18 protein-coding genes are annotated in these 17,134 nt (G+C 37.8%); 9 read left to right on the forward strand and 9 right to left on the reverse strand.

From position 1 onward, the window contains the following. Nucleotides 1–73 precede the first annotated feature (73 nt). Nucleotides 74–547 carry a plant Invertase/pectin methylesterase inhibitor family protein gene (locus RCG22_RS03530; protein ID WP_308105751.1) on the forward strand — a complete coding sequence of 158 codons (474 nt, stop codon included), beginning with the start codon at nt 74–76 and terminating at the stop codon, nt 545–547. Nucleotides 548–610: 63 nt separating this feature from the next. Here RCG22_RS03530 and RCG22_RS03535 read toward each other — a convergent pair whose 3' ends face one another. Further along, nucleotides 611–1,771: a DUF4317 domain-containing protein gene (locus tag RCG22_RS03535; protein WP_308105752.1), complete on the reverse strand. Its 1,161-nt coding sequence runs from the start codon at nt 1,769–1,771 to the stop codon at nt 611–613. 315 nt (nt 1,772–2,086) lie between these two features. On the opposite strand from RCG22_RS03535, the gene RCG22_RS03540 reads away from it, so the two are divergent. Continuing rightward, a complete protein-coding gene (locus RCG22_RS03540; RefSeq protein ID WP_308105753.1) occupies nt 2,087–2,404 on the forward strand; it encodes a hypothetical protein in 318 nt (105 codons plus the stop codon). A gap of 52 nt (nt 2,405–2,456) precedes the next feature. Here the strand turns inward: RCG22_RS03540 and RCG22_RS03545 are convergent, their stop codons facing one another. Together RCG22_RS03545 and fabG are read right to left on the reverse strand one after the other, a co-directional pair. Next, nucleotides 2,457–3,647: an acetyl-CoA C-acetyltransferase gene (locus RCG22_RS03545; RefSeq protein ID WP_308105754.1), complete on the reverse strand. Its 1,191-nt coding sequence runs from the start codon at nt 3,645–3,647 to the stop codon at nt 2,457–2,459. A 383-nt stretch (nt 3,648–4,030) separates the two neighbouring features. Then, the gene (gene fabG, locus RCG22_RS03550; protein ID WP_308105755.1) at nt 4,031–4,765 is read right to left on the reverse strand and encodes a 3-oxoacyl-ACP reductase FabG; all 735 of its coding nucleotides are present in this window, start codon (nt 4,763–4,765) and stop codon (nt 4,031–4,033) included. A 320-nt stretch (nt 4,766–5,085) separates the two neighbouring features. On the opposite strand from fabG, the gene RCG22_RS03555 reads away from it, so the two are divergent. From RCG22_RS03555 to RCG22_RS03575, 5 genes are all read left to right on the forward strand, one after another. Further along, nucleotides 5,086–5,487, forward strand: coding sequence for a polyhydroxyalkanoic acid synthase subunit PhaR (locus tag RCG22_RS03555; protein ID WP_308105756.1), 402 nt, complete (start codon nt 5,086–5,088; stop codon nt 5,485–5,487). Between the two features lie 77 nt (nt 5,488–5,564). Continuing rightward, complete coding sequence (locus RCG22_RS03560) at nt 5,565–6,308, forward strand: 3-oxoacyl-ACP reductase (protein ID WP_308105757.1); 744 nt, start codon at nt 5,565–5,567, stop codon at nt 6,306–6,308. A gap of 92 nt (nt 6,309–6,400) precedes the next feature. Then, a complete protein-coding gene (gene phaC / locus RCG22_RS03565; protein WP_308105758.1) occupies nt 6,401–7,465 on the forward strand; it encodes a class III poly(R)-hydroxyalkanoic acid synthase subunit PhaC in 1,065 nt (354 codons plus the stop codon). Nucleotides 7,466–8,119: 654 nt separating this feature from the next. After that, complete coding sequence (locus tag RCG22_RS03570; protein ID WP_308105759.1) at nt 8,120–8,728, forward strand: LysE/ArgO family amino acid transporter; 609 nt, start codon at nt 8,120–8,122, stop codon at nt 8,726–8,728. Nucleotides 8,729–8,930: 202 nt separating this feature from the next. Then, entirely contained in the window at nt 8,931–10,385 is a 1,455-nt protein-coding gene (locus RCG22_RS03575) for a flavin monoamine oxidase family protein (RefSeq protein ID WP_308105760.1), read from the forward strand. Between the two features lie 29 nt (nt 10,386–10,414). Here RCG22_RS03575 and RCG22_RS03580 read toward each other — a convergent pair whose 3' ends face one another. Then, nucleotides 10,415–10,882 (reverse strand): hypothetical protein, encoded by a 468-nt coding sequence (locus RCG22_RS03580; RefSeq protein ID WP_308105761.1) that lies wholly within the window; start codon nt 10,880–10,882, stop codon nt 10,415–10,417. Between the two features lie 105 nt (nt 10,883–10,987). On the opposite strand from RCG22_RS03580, the gene RCG22_RS03585 reads away from it, so the two are divergent. Beyond that, nucleotides 10,988–11,956 carry an NAD(P)-dependent alcohol dehydrogenase gene (locus RCG22_RS03585; protein ID WP_308105762.1) on the forward strand — a complete coding sequence of 323 codons (969 nt, stop codon included), beginning with the start codon at nt 10,988–10,990 and terminating at the stop codon, nt 11,954–11,956. Nucleotides 11,957–12,104: 148 nt separating this feature from the next. On the opposite strand, the gene RCG22_RS03590 is transcribed toward RCG22_RS03585, so the two are convergent. After that, entirely contained in the window at nt 12,105–13,097 is a 993-nt protein-coding gene (locus RCG22_RS03590; protein ID WP_308105763.1) for a LysM peptidoglycan-binding domain-containing protein, read from the reverse strand. A 172-nt stretch (nt 13,098–13,269) separates the two neighbouring features. After that, nucleotides 13,270–14,094, reverse strand: a complete 825-nt coding sequence (locus tag RCG22_RS03595; RefSeq protein ID WP_308105764.1) for a GNAT family N-acetyltransferase — start codon at nt 14,092–14,094, stop codon at nt 13,270–13,272. A 185-nt stretch (nt 14,095–14,279) separates the two neighbouring features. On the opposite strand from RCG22_RS03595, the gene RCG22_RS03600 reads away from it, so the two are divergent. Beyond that, nucleotides 14,280–14,687: a ribosomal maturation YjgA family protein gene (locus RCG22_RS03600; protein WP_308105765.1), complete on the forward strand. Its 408-nt coding sequence runs from the start codon at nt 14,280–14,282 to the stop codon at nt 14,685–14,687. A gap of 10 nt (nt 14,688–14,697) precedes the next feature. Here RCG22_RS03600 and RCG22_RS03605 read toward each other — a convergent pair whose 3' ends face one another. From RCG22_RS03605 to RCG22_RS03615, 3 genes are all read right to left on the reverse strand, one after another. Then, nucleotides 14,698–15,255, reverse strand: coding sequence for a Gmad2 immunoglobulin-like domain-containing protein (locus tag RCG22_RS03605; RefSeq protein ID WP_308105766.1), 558 nt, complete (start codon nt 15,253–15,255; stop codon nt 14,698–14,700). A 172-nt stretch (nt 15,256–15,427) separates the two neighbouring features. Further along, the gene (locus RCG22_RS03610; RefSeq protein WP_308105767.1) at nt 15,428–15,646 is read right to left on the reverse strand and encodes a DUF1540 domain-containing protein; all 219 of its coding nucleotides are present in this window, start codon (nt 15,644–15,646) and stop codon (nt 15,428–15,430) included. 144 nt (nt 15,647–15,790) lie between these two features. Continuing rightward, entirely contained in the window at nt 15,791–17,038 is a 1,248-nt protein-coding gene (locus RCG22_RS03615; RefSeq protein ID WP_308105768.1) for an L-lactate MFS transporter, read from the reverse strand. Nucleotides 17,039–17,134 lie beyond the last annotated feature (96 nt).

Below are 17,134 nucleotides of genomic sequence, written 5' to 3' on the forward strand. Positions count from 1 at the left end.
TTACCTATGTGTCCTTTACGGGCTCGAATATATTACATATACTAAAATAATTCATCAGTTTGGAGTGAAAAAAATGTCAGCTACCCTAGTTACGAATGTTCGAACAGCTTTGGCTTATACGGTACAAGCCATTCGATTTGCCGATAGTGCCTTAATCCTTTTCCTGGAACTATCCGCTTTTCCGTTGCCGCCAAATCCAATAAAAGTTCAATTTTACCAAGATGTCGTCGATCATCTTACAGAAGCTTATCTTGCCATGAAGGCACTACCGTTCGATACTTATTTCCCAAGCGACCCTGTTTTTCCAAATACACCAATCGTTCCTCAAAGCGAAGATAACCAACACCTAATAAATCTATCTGACAACCGAATCTCGCTTGCATTAGATAAAATTGAATTGACCATTAATTATCTGGACCAGGCGATCGTGCAAAGCGAAGAAAACGAGGCACTAAATGGACAGCTTTTCTTCATAAGATTTAGTTTATTAGCAGCTAGGGATGCATTAGTTTCTGGTTTAAATGAACCAGATTTTAGCGTCGGTTAATACCGTTAGTAAGATACGCATTAAATAGAATCACATAAACAGAGACCTATCCCTTAAAATCCACTAGAGTGAGTTTGTTTCCAGTCGAAATCCTTCGAGGACTATATCCTCATCTACTTCTAACAAGAGGCACCGTTTTCCTTCGTATGTAATATATTTTAAATTTTTCAGCTCTTTTGGGTTGATGGTTACGTCTGCAACCCTAGTACTGATTTTTATGGATTTAGGGATTAAACTATTTGCTTTGAATTCATGATTCTCATCATCAATAACAGCTTTAAAGGCATGTTCCACTTTGGCAGTCTCAACATTTTCAACTCCGCTTACCGTTAAAATGCGTTCGATGTCCCGATAATCCAACTTAGGTGATTCACTTTCCTCATTTTCTACATTCTCCTGTATCACCTTATCAATTTCCTCATAGACATTAGCAATGACTCTAGTATCTACTTGCTCTCCCACCACTTCTTTTACGATCAGTTCAAAGATGTCCTTGTCTTCCTGTGCAGTAATGATCACTTCACAATTGAGGACTTCTTCAATAAAGGTTCCATCTGGTTGATTCGCTTTTCCGGCACAATAGAGAATATTGTTCACATCTGCAGCATTATCATTAAAAGCAGGAAATAGAAATCCAGACAAGGGTGAATCTACATTAATAATCGGGTCAACGATATGATAGGACTTAAATTCTTTCTCGATATAATCAAACATTAAGGCTTTTTTGGGCTGATCGGTTTTATTCAGACTGCTAAGGATAAACTTGCTGGAATAAACCTCATCATCCCCGCCTTCCTCAGATTCTGTATTCCGTTTCCGTGCCGCCTTTTTGTATTCTCCGCGGATAAATGTGACCACTGTATCAAATTCATATGCTGCATGCGCAAACATTTTCTCGACGATTTGCAGCATATTTTCTTTCCAATCTTCCGATACGTCGGCTTGTAGGCCTTCAAAGAGGATCGTTTGTGTGCTGTCCTCCACATCACGCCTAAATTTCAGCTCAAATAGTTTAGTATCCAGATTTCCTGTCAAAACTTTTTTGAAGTTTGCCAAAAATAATTCTTGTGTTTCTAGTTCTAACATTTGAAATGGTTGACTTACTTGATGGTAAATCTCACCTGATTCTTTCTTGACATAAACGTTGAAGATTTCTTGAATTTGCATAAGATGATTATCTAATTTAAATTGTTTACGGATATTTGCGATGTCTTTTTTGTTCATTAATATCATCTCCCATTCATGATTATACTGTTATGAAAGTGAAATAGTAATACTTGATATTTTTTCAACTTTATTAGTAGAAAAGAAAAAAAGCTGTAAATGCCCCAAATATGTATTATAAATCACATCTTATCTTCCTCGTCGGATGTACAATCAGAATGAAATCATCTATGAAAAGGAGGTTTTTGAATTAGCTGAAGTTAGAAGGAAGATAAATAAATGTTGATTTACTTTCCTTTATAAAAACTTTCGGGAGTTTAGCGTGTAGGAATCATACATATGTATCTAACCAAAAAAGCATAGGAGGATATTCAATTGTTCAATTTATTTGTTTTCGTACTAATTGCAATTACTTTGGTCTTGTTAAGTATCTTTGTTGATGGCCTGATGACGTTACATAAGGAGGAAAAAGAAGCTGAAAAAAATCATGTCCGCGACGGAATGGAAGGTTATTTAGATCAAACCTTTGGATTTGGTTTTGTAAAAATATTTAAAACAATGCTTGATTCAGATGGCAATGTGAGGTATTTGGTTTATTTGCCGCAATACGAGTGGTTTAAAGCCCCGCAATACAAATGGTATGAAGTGTATGCGACTAAAAGTGGTTATCAACATAATGAAATTATACGATAAAAAAATGGCTTGGAGTTTTCCTCCAAGCCATTTTTCCATTATTCATACATTCCTATTTAACATTTTCGATAATGGTAGCTACACCTTGTCCTCCACCGACACATAACGTAGCTAGACCGTAGCGATTTTCTCTTTTCTTTAATTCATGGATTAAAGTAACCAAGATTCTCGCTCCACTCGCACCGATTGGATGTCCAAGAGCAATGGCCCCACCATTAACATTTAATTTTTCTTTATTGAATTGAAGCTCGCGATCTACTGCAATCGATTGTGCAGCAAATGCTTCGTTTGCTTCAATTAATTCAATGTCTTCTAATGATAAAGAAGCGGTTTTAAGTGCTTTTTTTACAGCTGGAACTGGACCGATTCCCATAATACTTGGATCTACACCTGCAGTAGCATTCGCTTTAATCGTAACTAAAGGTGTAACTCCTAATTCGTCTGCCTTTTTACGGCTCATCACAACAAATGCTGCCGCACCATCGTTAATTCCTGAAGAGTTAGCAGCTGTGACGCTTCCATCCTTTTTAAATGCAGGACGAAGCTTACCTAATCCTTCTGCAGTCGTTCCAAACCGTGGGAATTCATCTTGACTGAATAATGTCACTTGTCCTTTGCGGCCAGGTACTTCAACAGGGACAATTTCATCATCAAAACGATTGGATTCAATCGCTGCTTGAGCCTTCTGCTGACTCGATGCTGCAAATTCATCTTGTTCAACACGTGTGATTTCATATTTTTCAGCAAGATTTTCTGCTGTAATTCCCATATGATAATCATTTTCAGCACACCATAATCCATCTTGAATCATGCTGTCTAGGATTTTCTGATCGCCCATCTTAAAGCCATTTCGCCCACCTTTTAATAGATATGGTGCTTGACTCATATTTTCCATTCCGCCGGCAACTACTACTTCAGACTCCCCAGCAAGAATCGCTTGAGTAGCTAAGTGAACCGCTTTTAATCCAGATCCACAAACCTTATTAATGGTCAAAGCTGGTACCTCTTGAGGAATTCCAGCGGCGAGGGAAGCTTGTCTTGCTGGGTTCTGACCAGATCCTGCCTGTAAAACATTCCCCATAATCACTTCATCCACATCATTAGCATTAATTCCAGCTCGTTCAATAGCTGCCTTTATAACAGTGGTCCCTAACTGAGTGGCTGAAACATTTTCTAAACCTCCCAAAAAACTACCAATTGCTGTTCTAACCGCACTTACAATGACAACTTCGTTTACTGACACTAAAATCTCCCCCAAATCAATTTATGTATTCAAATATTAATCCCACACAAATATTACTACATCTGGCTGAACTTTTCGTGACAAAAGATTCGACAAATTCAGAGTTTTTTCTCTATTGGTATTAATAATTAATGAGCCATGTGGTTAGTTATTCACCTTATTAAACATGCAAATAGCTACTCATGGCAATGGAAAAGCTTCATAAAAATAAGAATCACCTATGCTTCCAAACAGCAAGAAGCTTTTTGATGGACTTCGTAGGAATATGACAGATTTTGTAGAAAAGTTTTTTACTGTTTTTATTTTAATATAATTATAGGTATTATCGTAAAAACAAAAAAAGAGAGAAATCATGATTTCTCCCTCCAATTTAGCTTTAAAAGTTATATCACTAAGCCGCCATCCACACTTAATATTGTTCCGTTTATATAATTAGCCTTATCTGAAGCTAAGAATAAATACGCTGCAGCGATATCCTCCGGTTTGCCGAGCTTTCTAAGCGGCGTCTTTTCCTTCATGAATTGAAGTACCTTATCGGGAACAGCTGCAGTCATACCCGTTTCAATAAAGCCCGGGGCAACGGCATTGACGCGGATCCCCTTTGGTCCAAATTCTTTCGCCCAGCTTTTCGTAAGCCCAATCACGCCCGCCTTTGTAGCAGCATAGTTGGTTTGACCAATATTACCGTATAAACCAACGACAGAAGAGGCATTTAGTATAACTCCTGATCCCTGATTTAACATAATAGGTGCGACAGCTTTTGTGCATTTAAAAACACCTGACAGGTTTACAGCAATGACCCTTTCCCAAGCGGATTCATCCATTTTTGTCAGAAAGCCATCAAGTGTGATCCCAGCATTGTTTATTAGGACATCAATTCTGTTATGCCTATTTACTGTTGACTGAACCATCTCCTCGATTTGCTTACTGTCTGTGACATCCACTTTATAAAACTCTACCTTTTCATTATTTAATTCCTCTAATGCTGCTTTACCAGCCGACTCATCATAATCACATATGACGACACTTGCACCCTCTTGAAGAAATTGTTTAGCGGTTTCTTTGCCGATTCCCTGTGCTCCACCTGTAATTAACACCACTTTTTCATTATACCCCAATAATATCACCTCGTTTTTTCTTTTCAGAATAGACAGTTGGCTACAACATCATCACTTGGCAATTGAGTAAAGAATCCACAATAAAAAGTGTCAATAGGACTGAGCAGTAGAAACAGCAATAAGCCATTTTTAACCATATTATGATTGCTTTTCCTTTTTTATCACTCTAATTATATTTCATATGAAATTAGCAAAATAATGAGAAATTTGTCGTAAAATGAAGAATTGTTTTTGGATAATTTTCAATCTTTAATCTTTTAAAATTTCAATTATGTTAGTATGATGAATAAGTCAACAATAGTATTCAAGGAGGAATAAAAATGAGTCAAGACATTAATTTTTATGATATGTGGAAGGATTTATATTCACAATCCAGTAAGTTTTTCGATGAGAAAATAAGCCAAGATTTCCCTTCTCAAGGAATGGGTCAGGTTTTAGAAATGAATCTTCAATTTAAAAAAATGATCGATGAATCAACATTAAAGTATTTAGAATTTATAAATGTTCCAAGTCGAAATGATATTGCCGACATCTCCTCACTAATTGTTAATGTAGATGCAAAAGTGGATGATCTAGAAGAAAAATTGGAAGAAAAGTTTGATAACCAAGACCAGGAAGCATTAAAGGTAGAACTTTCAAACTTAAAAAAGGATATGAAGAATTTAGATAATAAATTAAACCAAATCCTAACTTTATTAAAAGTGCCAGAAACTAAGAAATAGAAACGCGTTACATACTTGCAATAAAAAAACTTAGTAATTTAGTAAACTAACAACTACAGAGCGGGAGTGGAAATCACATGACAGGATTAAAAGATAAAGTAGCAATAGTAACAGGTGGCAGCAGAGGTATTGGAGCAGCAATTGCATTGGAACTAGCTAAAAATGGCGCGAAAGTTGTTATTAACTATAATATCCGTAAAGAATTAGCAGATAGAGTAGTCGCAGAAATCAATGAATTTGGCGGAGACGCATATGCCGTTCAAGCAGACGTCTCTGAAAGTAATGAAGCAACCTACCTTGTACAAGAAACAATCAATCATTATGGTAAATTAGATATCCTCATTAATAATGCAGGAATTACAAGAGACAGCACGTTCAAAAAGTTAAATGAAGAAGATTGGAGAAAGGTGATCGATGTTAATCTAAACAGTGTTTACAACAATACATCTGCCGCCCTCCCTTACCTTATGGATTCTGAAGCTGGCCGCATTATTAACATTTCATCAATTATCGGTCAAGCAGGCGGATTTGGTCAAACCAACTATGCTGCGGCTAAAGCAGGATTAATTGGCTACACTAAATCACTGGCTCTTGAACTTGCAAGAAGCAAGGTAACCGTTAATGCGATTTGCCCTGGATTTATTGGAACTGAAATGGTTCAAGCTATTCCTGAAAAAGTTCTTGCTGGAATCGTTGAAAAAGTACCACAAAAACGCTTAGGTAAACCAGAAGAAATCGCTCGTGGCGTTGTTTTCTTATGTAAAGATGGCGACTATATTACTGGTCAGCAATTAAATATTAACGGTGGACTTTACATGTAATTGTCATGAAGGTACAAACTTCTCTATATATTATTAGAGTAAATAATTTAAGTAAGGAGTGAACAGTCATTAGCGTTCTTATACCAAAAGAATTGAATACGATACTTGATTATACCCCTCAAAAGTATAAAGACATGTATCAGCGTGTACAACGCGCAACCCAAGTATTAACGACAGATGCCGAACCGGAAGTAGCCCCTACACCGAAAGAAGTTGTTTGGACTAGAAATAAAACGAAGCTCTATCGGTATATTTCTGATCATCCAAAGAAACATAAAGTTCCACTTCTTTTTGTTTATGCTTTGATTAATAAACCCTATATTTTAGATTTAACAAAGGGTGGCAGTTTAATAGAGTTCTTGGTTGAACGTGGTTTTGATGTCTATCTTCTTGACTGGGGTACACCAGGTTACGAAGATAAAAAGATGAAACTTGATGATTACATTATGGACTATATTCCACGTGCTGTCCGTAAAGTTTTGCGTAAATCTAATGCAGACGAAGTATCGATTCTTGGATATTGCATGGGTGGGACGATTACATCAATGTTTGCGGCTCTTCATCCTGAATTACCGATCCGGAACCTTATCTTTATGACAAGTCCGTTTAATTTCGATAATAGCGGCGCCTATGGTGCAATGCTGGATGATCGGTATTTTGATATTGATAAAGTCGTAGAAACCCTTGGTTGTATTCCACCAGAAATGATTGACTATGGTAATAAAATGATTAATCCAATGGGAACTAATTTTGGACCATTTATTAGTCTGGTTGAGCGTGCTGACAATGAAAATTTCATAAAGAGCTTTAAACTACTGCAAAAATGGTTAAACGACGGAATCTTATTCCCTGGTGAAGCCTATCGTCAATGGATTAGAGATTTTTATCAAAAGAACAAACTAATCAAAGGCGAAATGGTTATTCGCGGCCAAAAGGTTAACCTAGAAAATATCAGGGCCAATGTGCTCAATTTAGCTGGGAAAAACGATCTCATCGCCCCACCCCATCAAGTGGAGGCATTGATGAATGCGATTTCAAGTGAGGATAAGGAATTTAAAGTTTTACCTGTTGGTCATACTTCGATTACTTATGGCAGTCAAGCAACAAAAATTACGTATCCAACTATTGCTGAATGGTTAGTAAAACGTTCCAACTAATCAAAGAGAAAGTCTAATCAGTGAGGTATTTCTTTTACATCAGTGGAGTGTCCCGAAACATTTGGGGCACTCATTTTTGTTATTCTAGAAGTTCACACTTTTACGAGGAAAACAAGATGTTAGTAGTGGTAAAGTTAATTATATTTAATTTTCAGATAATAAGCAAGTGGTAACAGGATAAAAACTTTTCTGACATGTGTTAATTATTTTGCATTAAGAGGCTTCACGGGTTATAGTCGCTGCCACTAGTTCCCGTTGAACCGATTTTTCATGCTTCACGTGCATTAGTCGCCTCTACTAGTTACCGCGGAACCGATTTTTCACCCTTCACGAGCATTAGTCGCCTCTACTAGTTACCGCGGAACCGATTTTTCATGCTTCACGGGCATTAGTCGCCTCTACTAGTTACCGCGGAACCGATTTTTCACCCTTCACGGGCATTAGTCACCTCTACTAGTTACCGTGGAACCGATTTTTCACCCTTCACGGGCATTAGTCGTCACTATTAGCTCCCGCGGAACCGATTTTTCACGCTTTTTTTTGTCCCCTCTCCCCTCTCCATTAAACCTACCTACCAAAATTTATTGTGCTTGGGTAAAGACAAATGTAAATATTTTATATACAATTCAGTTATTACCTATCAGGGGGAGAAACATGTTAGAAGCAATGCTACACGGTATGATCTTAGCTTTCGGCTTAATCCTGCCGTTAGGAGTTCAAAATGTTTTTGTATTTAATCAAGGGGCAAGTCAGACCAAATTCGTAAGAGCTTTACCAGTCATTATAACCGCAGCCGTTTGTGATACTTTGCTTATATCCATAGCTGTCATAGGGGTCTCGGTAGTTGTGCTGAATTCCTATTGGATAAAAATACTACTTTATGTCATTGGTAGTTTATTTTTACTCTACATGGGCTTTGTGGTATGGAAGGCAAAACCTCAAAATGTACAGGAAGCAGGAGGATCTTTTTCACCCAAAAAACAAATTTCTTTTGCGATATCTGTGTCTTTACTAAACCCACATGCCATTTTGGATACCATTGGGGTCATCGGGACCAGTTCCGTTAAATATATAGGCTCGGAGAAAGTAGCCTTTGCTGCTGCCTGTATACTAGTTTCGTGGGTATGGTTTGCAGGGTTGGGGATAACCGGTAGAATGCTAGGAAAAATAGATAAATCGGGAAATTATTTAACTATATTAAATAAAGTTTCAGCCATCGTCATGTGGGGCACAGCCATTTATATTAGCTCTTCCCTTTTTTAAAAATTCCTCCCTTCAAGGAATTGAATTGAAACTTAATAAATTGGTAAAGGAAATCACAATGATTTCCTCTTTTTTTTGGTTTGGAACTAATCGAACTTCCTTTTCCTTTTCGTCCCAGAGGAAATTGCACATATGGGGCCTATTAATTGTATATAATGCATTAAGCCATTTACAGGAAATGTAAGGGAGGTTGCCGAATATCATGAAGAAATCCCAACTTTCGGAGCAACAAATGCTCACAATCATTAGAAATGGTCTTAAGAAATCACAATATCCAAAGCATATGATTGTAATAGGTGCAGGAATGGCTGGACTAGTTACGGCATCATTATTAAAGGAAGCTGGACATAGGGTTACCATTCTGGAAGCGAATGATAGAATTGGTGGACGTGTTTATACCATCCGGCCTCCCTTTAGCAATCCTTTATATTTCAATGCGGGAGCCATGCGTATTCCTGACACGCATACGATAACCTTTGAATATATTAAAAAATTCAAGTTGCCTACAAATCTATTTATTAACCGGACACCCACCGACATCCTCTACGCCAATGGTATCAAAACTCGACTGAATGTTTTTGAAAGTAATCCAAGCATATTAAAATTCCCTGTGGCCCCAAATGAAAGAGGCAAATCCTCAGAAGAACTATTGCTCTCGGTCATCCAACCAATTATCAATTTTATTAACCAGGATCCCGTAAAGAATTGGCCGCTTATAGAAAAGCAATATAGAAGTATAGCCTTTGGTACTTTTTTAAACGCTTATTTTTCAGTCAGTGCGATCGATATGATTGGGGTGCTTCTTGATTTAGAAGCATTTATGGGGATGACCTTTGTTGAAGTATTACGAGAAATCATCATTCTAGTATCAACGAAGAAATTTTATGAAATAACGGGTGGCATGGATCGGTTGCCACTTGCCTTTCTCCCGCAAGTAAAAGAGAATATGTTATTTAACCAAAAAATGATAAAAATTTCTCAATATCAAAACAGTGTAGCCATTCATTGTAAACATCAGCAAACCGGTGAGAATATTATGATAACTGGTGATCTTGCTATAGTCACCACTCCATTTTCAACCTTACGATTTGTGAAATTCGAACCTTATAATTCTTTTTCCTATTTCAAAAGAGTCGCAATACGCGAACTCAATTACATGGCATCGACAAAAATAGGAATTGAGTTCAAAAGTAGATTTTGGGAAAAAGAAGGTCAATTCGGAGGTAAATCGATAACGGACCTGCCCATTCGCTTTACATATTACCCAAGTTATGGCATAGGCTCACCTGGTCCCGCAGTTATTACAGCTAGCTATATTTGGGCAGATGAGGCACTAACATTAGAAAGTCTGCCTGAAAAAGAACAGATACAATATGCATTAACGAACTTAGCAGAACTTTATGGACCGCAGGTTTATTCAGAGTTTATAACAGGTACTTCTTTTAGCTGGAGTAAGAATCCTTATTCCTGCGGAGCTTTTACTTCTTTTGAACCTGGGCAGGATTCGGAACTTTATCCATATATATCCACCCCGGAGGGAAGAGTGCACTTTGCCGGAGAACATACGTCACTTACCCATGGATGGATTCAAGGAGCTATTGAATCAGGCATACGGGTGGCAAATGAAGTAAATGACATACCTAAATATGCTCATTAAAAAAAGGCTGAGAAGGCAGCCTTTCAAACTCAGTAATATCTTTTTATCTTCTCAAATAAATACTGTACTCCATATAATAAATAAGCCTTATAGTGTAAGTAGATAAAAAATTGAAAATGACTTAACCGATTTAGCCCGACGATTTTCAGTTTTTTAAGCACATCAATGATAATAAACGCAAAGAGTCCATCAGAAATCGCGTTAAGTAATACAAACTTTTTAAAATTTCCGAACGAAAACTTAAGCAACCACATGGATATTGGCATATAAGGACCGACACTAAAAGGAAGTTCATCCTTAATAAATGCTTTTCGCTTATCGTAAAACTTCCACCAATTCCTTTTATGGCCATATAAATGGTTGATGATCTCAAAAATAACAATAAAAATGCCCGAGAAAGAATAACGTCTCATGTTGCTCTTACCGATAAATAACAAGGATAACCATGGGATCAAAATGATTGATAGATTAAATATTTTATGCCTACGAGTCGCCATTAGCTTTTCACCCCTACCCGCTTTACTACTCTTATTTTAGAGTAACCAAATGGAATAAAAAAATACTGCCAATGCAGGAGGAAGTTGTAATTAGGGGGACTTTATATGAAAGCGATTGTTTCTACTAAATATGGTTCACCTGATCTTCTTGAATTAACAGAGGTTGATAAACCGATCCCAAAGGGCAATCACGTCCTCGTAAAGATTCATGCGGCATCCTTGAATTTTGGAAATCTGGTCCTTTTAAAAGGAGAACCATTTATAGCCCGATTTGCCTTCGGTCTTTTAAAACCAAAATACCCCATACCAGGAGGTGACATAGCAGGTCAGGTAGAAGCGGTGGGAAAAAGTGTAACGCAGTTTCAACCTGGTGATGATGTATTCGGTGATCTATCAGGTGTTGGTTGGAGTGGTTTTGCCGAATATGTTTCTGTTCCTGAAACTGCATTAGTATTAAAACCAGCTACTTTATCCTATGAAGAAGCTGCTGCTGTCCCAATGGCAGGTGTTACAGCTTTACAGGGTTTACGGGATAAAGGAAAGATTCAGTCAGGACAAAAGGTATTGATCAATGGTGCCTCCGGTGGTGTCGGGACTTTTGCCGTACAGATTGCCAAATCTTACGGGGCTGAAGTAACAGGTGTATGCAGTACAAGAAATTTAGACATTTTGGAATCACTTGGTGCTGACTTTTGTTTGGACTATACTAAGGAAGATTTCACCCAAAGGTCGCAACATTATGACTTAATTCTGGGAGTTAACGGACATTATCCCCTATCAGCTTATAAGAAATCATTAAATCCAAATGGAATATTTGTTCACGTTGGGGGTTCCGGTGCTCAAATGTTTCAAGCCATGTTCCTAGGGCCGTGGATTTCTATGACCGGAAATAAGAAAATGGGTACCTTTTTACAACGATCCAACCGAAAAGACCTATTATATATGAAAGAACTTATTGAGGCTGGCAAAGTGCATCCAGTGATTGATAGAAGCTATCAGTTACGTGAAGTCCCCGAAGCATTCCGGTATTTTGAAGAAGGGCACGCTCAGGGAAAAGTGGTCATCACGATGTGATCGGGAATAAATAGAGCAGACTGGCTTTATAAACCCTTCTTATTGACCCCTTCGGTGAATTATTAGCACAGATGGGCTTTATGAACATAAATGCCATGAGGACAATTTTTAATATAAACTTCATAACTTGTCCTCATGAAAGCTTTGATTACCGCCAAGATGCTTGTATTTCCTGCATTTTCCCCAACACGAGCGGATAAAAATTGTTTATAGCATCGGTTGTGGTATTTCCTCCGAAAAATCCAGTACCTGGGCATGTTTTGACATTATAATCTGGACCTTTATCCAGCACTCTTTGCTTCGTTCTTAAATTCCACCAATGATGATAAGTAATACTGTCAATAGACGGATTTAACCCGAATTTTACTGAAAGCGCAGCAGTTATATATACAATCGTTTCCTTTTGTTCCGGAGTCATAACATCATGCCCTTTATCAAAATTTCCGACATTTTCGATAGCAATCCCTGTAGTGTTCGCCTTTGGCCCAATCGTACCTTCGGGTGCAATGTTAAATGGCCTTGAAACTGCTATTTTCCCGTCCGGAAAAGTGGTAATATTTTGAGCAATATTGCTCCAGCCCATTCTTCTTTTATGAAAATTCTCCATCCCCATTAACATTCTAAAATGATTGGACCCATTAAAATGCTTATAGGACGGTGACCAGGTATGATGTTGTTGAATAATATTTACCTTCCTATTAACCCGACTGTTAAACAGCCAATCCCTAAATTCTTCCCTCGTCAACAAGATATGCTGCCCTTCCATCGTCATTCTTTTGGGAGGAATCTTTATTACCTGCCCAATATAAAGTTGGTCAGATTCAAGTCTATTTTTCCATTTAATCAGTTCGACGGTAGAATGATTGGCAGAAGCAATTCCCCTTAGGGTATCCCCCGCGACCACTTCATACATGAATGGAACCCATAATTTTTGACCAACTAATACGGTATTGGTTTGCAATCCATTGGTTAATTTAAGTTCTACAACAGAAGTTTCATATTTCTTTGCAATTCCAGGCAAAGTATCTCCTGATTTTACCCAATAAATATTATCAGGTTTAGGCCCAGCTGCCTGGGCAGGAAATATAGCAATGAGTATCGATAAGATCATAGCAACTACAAACCCACATGTCTTCTTCATATAAAAAAACCTCTCATAGTGAAACTGTGCTACTAATCAAACTTGTCCCTACTATTATTTTGTCCTAGCGTTAGGTGATTATGTTATTAATTTGATTAGGTTGTCCTAACTATAGTTTTTAATGTAAAAAATAACTTGGCATCGATGCCAAGTTATTTCTGCTGTGTCGTATTTAATTTAAATATTTATAGTAATCCTGTGAATGATAGCTTCTAAATCCACATGTTTCATATAGCCTCAGGGCGTGGGCATTTTTAGCCTCCACCTCTAGGAAAATCGGCAGCCCCTTTTGATGCTCCATTTTAACCATTCTTGATAAGGCTTTTCTCCCAATCCCCTTACCCTGAAGTTTAGGAAAAACAGTAAACCCATAAATCCATGCTTCTCCATTCGATTCAGATACGCGCATCTTCCCGGCAATTTTTCCTTCAAATTCAATCAATAACCGTTGATCACTGCTGTTCTCCCTAATTAACTGATTAAACTCGCGTGCTTCGTTTTCATTCAATCCAAATCCCAAGACTTCGAGTTGTATTTCTGCCTCCCAATCCTCAGTCGAATAAGACGGCCTAAAGGTTACATTAGGATCGATAAATAATTCAGTTTCCTGCCATTTCATTTGATATTCCGCAAACGAATATTCACACGGAAAATTCCTTAAAAACTGACTAGCAGATTGAGAGTCTGTTGGAGCATTTAACAAAACCAGAGGATAACGTTTTTTCGATTCCACTAGTCCCATTTCCAGTAACTTAGAAAAAATCCTTTTTCTGCGGTAATCTGGGTGCACCATGCCGCAAAGCTCTACCTTATCTCCAAACCCATAACAGCCAAGAAAACCGACAAGCCTGCCATTTTCATAATGGAAAAAGTCTTTCTTTTTCTTTCCAATCCGATTTTCAAGCATATCAAAATTCAGTTTCAGCTGAAATCCGCCCTCATTTTCACAAATCTTCTGAAGTGTTTTGATTTCAAACAATTCTTCCTTCGTAAACATTCTATCCACCCCTGTTCATATTCACCTATTACTATTCTTGATTAAGCCCTTTCATTCCTTCTTTTCTAATAGGACGGATCAGGCGATAGAAGACTTGATTCTATTATTGAATACTAGTATATTCAAATTTATAGTTAAGAAGAAAACGAGTGATTCGAATGGTAACTTCCCAACAAAAAAATGAAATGAGCAAATTACATAAGCGTACGATAAGGTTTGGTTATTTGGTAGCGGTGGTTCTCACCATCCTATTTGGCCTAGCCTCTAGAAAATTTTCTCAACTACTTCCTGTTTTTGTTGCGGAGAATGCTGGAGATGCACTATGGGCAATGATGGTTTATTTCGGGTTCCGTTTCTTAATCATACGAAGGAGCCTCCGAACAGCCATCATTCTTAGTCTTTTATTCAGCTATAGCATTGAATTCAGTCAACTGTATCAGGCCAGCTGGATCAATCACCTGCGAAGTACCTTGCTTGGGTCATTGATCCTGGGTAAAGGTTTTCTTACGGTAGATTTGTTTCGCTATGCTGCAGGGATTATTTTCGCCACTTTTTTAGATCGGGTGATGCTTATTTTAACTCGCCGTAAATAAGGATAGAAACCTAAGGCTTTGGAATTGGAATTTTTAACGTATCTATTTTAGACCCATCTTTTGCTGAGTAGACAAATAATTCGAATGTAGTATTACCTGAAGATACTAATCCTTTAGAAAACGTGATTTCAAATTCTCCCCATGCAGGTGCACCGTCTGTTTGGTAATTACTTTCTTTCACCACTTTATCGCCATCATACAGGGCATATTGAAACACCCCTTCAAAAACTTGTGCTTTCCCAGTTATGGTTATTTTATCTGACGTTTCAGTGACAACGACATCTTTAAACACATCATTTTGATATATTTTTTTCTCTGGTTCTTGTGAATCGGGCTTACTGGGACTTGATGGATTTTCTCCTTTTGGTTCCTGTGTAACGGGCTCATTGGGTGTTGATGGATTTTCTCCCTTTGGTTCCTGTGTAACGGGCTCATTGGGTGTTGATGGATTTTCTCCCTTTGGCTCTGTTACTGGTGGTTTTTCTTTGACCACTTCTTTTTGCTGATTACAAGACACTAAACCAATGGAAGCAATTATAATAGCGAACAAATATGCAATTTTCTTCATTCGTCATCCCCGCCTATTCACCTTTTATTTTATTATATTAGACATTTTTTTCAATAAACCTTCTTTGAAAAATCAAATATAAAAAAAGTCGTGAGTTACTAAAAAAGGACGGAGCCTTTTCCTCCACCTGAGGAAGCACAAGCCCGTCCTTTATTTGAACAGAATCCGTTAACTAAGTTCTGCTTCGTTTAGGTTTAAAGGTCTTACAACAGGTTTCGGCTGAATGACCTGCCTGATCTACATGATTCTTTTCACCTAACTCGGAAGACATTTCCGTATCATATCTTGCATGATTATCTAGTTCAACCATGATTTTTTCCGCGGTACAAACATTTCCTTGTCCATAAAAGGAACAATTGGAGATCGCACAAGATACTTCAACTTTCGGCATTGTCCTACCTCCTAGTTAATGACCTGTTGCTTGATTATTTTTTGTAAAAATATCTTTTTTCATTCATTGGGTAAATACTTATTTGTTTAAAACAAAAAGCAACGAACCCAATTGAGTTCGTTGCCTCATTATTAAAGTGCGCTATTAACTTGCTCGTGTCTCCGGTGAAAGGCTGCGAACCTTTTGTTGATTTCCTTTTTCTTTTGATTTCGGCTCACCATTAGAAGGTGCCTTAATCGTCATGGCAATGAGTAGTGAGATAATGCTCAGTACCGCAATGAGCTTAAAGGTAGGAAGGAAGCCACCGAGAGCAGAAGCAATAAATGAACCTGAAATGGCTCCAATTCCGAAACCTTGATAAATGATGCCGTAGTTTTTGCTTTGATTTTTTAATCCGAAGAAATCTGCTACGATTGCTGGGAAGATGGTAATATTTCCGCCAAAACAGAAGGCAATCCCGGCAACACAGATAAAGAATAAGGCATAATTTAATTGAACAAAGCTTAATACAGTCACTGCTGCTGCGGTAACAAGAAGTGCACCTGATACCACTTTTAAACGACCGACTTTATCTGATAATGCACCGAGAATGATGCGCCCGCTTGTATTAAAGATGGCAACCAATGCCACCGCATTACTAGCTGTTTCAATATCAAGACCGACCAATCGAACGCCAATGTCTTTCACGACGCCAATTAAGAATAACCCACTCATACATGCGGTGAAGAAAATAATAAATAATAGATAAGCTTGCTTTGTTTTCAGCATTTCTTTTACTGTAAAATCTTTTTGAATGCTAACTCCAAGCGTTTGTGTTGCTTGGCTGACTTTTGCTTCGCGAACAAGGAATGAACCACCCACTACCAAAATCATGACGATTAATCCCCAGTAAAAGAAGGTTTGAGTCACACCAACAGATTGAATCAGTGAACCATTAATGAACTTGAATAATAAACTTCCTGTACCATAGGCACCAACAGAAATTCCTGAAATAAGGCCTTTTCGCTCTGGAAACCACTTAATAAGATTGGATAAGGAAGTAATATATGCTGTTCCGTCTGCAGCCCCAACGACCACTCCTGCCAAAATATAAAGCATCCACAGTGACGATACCTGGGAACTAAGGATTAAGCCTACTCCCAACACAAGACCTGCACATCCAATGAGACGACGTAGTCCCCATTTATCTTGCAGCTTCCCGGCAAATAACGTTGAAAAGGCCAAGGCGAAGCTAGTAATTGAAAAAGTAATAGCCACTGAATTTAACTTCCAATGAAAGAGTTCTACCAATGGCTGATTAAACAGGCTCCAAGTATAGATAGTACCTAATCCCATCTGTACAATAATTGTTCCTAACACAATCAGCCATCGACGATCTGTCCTTGATTTCATTGCGATCTCCTCTTTTCTTTTCTATAAAAATGATAATGTTCAACATCAGAAACCTTAGTTGACCTTGTTTATATCATCATCATAGCACCGAAAAAA

The sequence above is a fragment of the Neobacillus nitrireducens genome, assembly GCF_030915405.1.
Classification (GTDB): Bacteria; Bacillota; Bacilli; order Bacillales; family Cytobacillaceae; genus Neobacillus.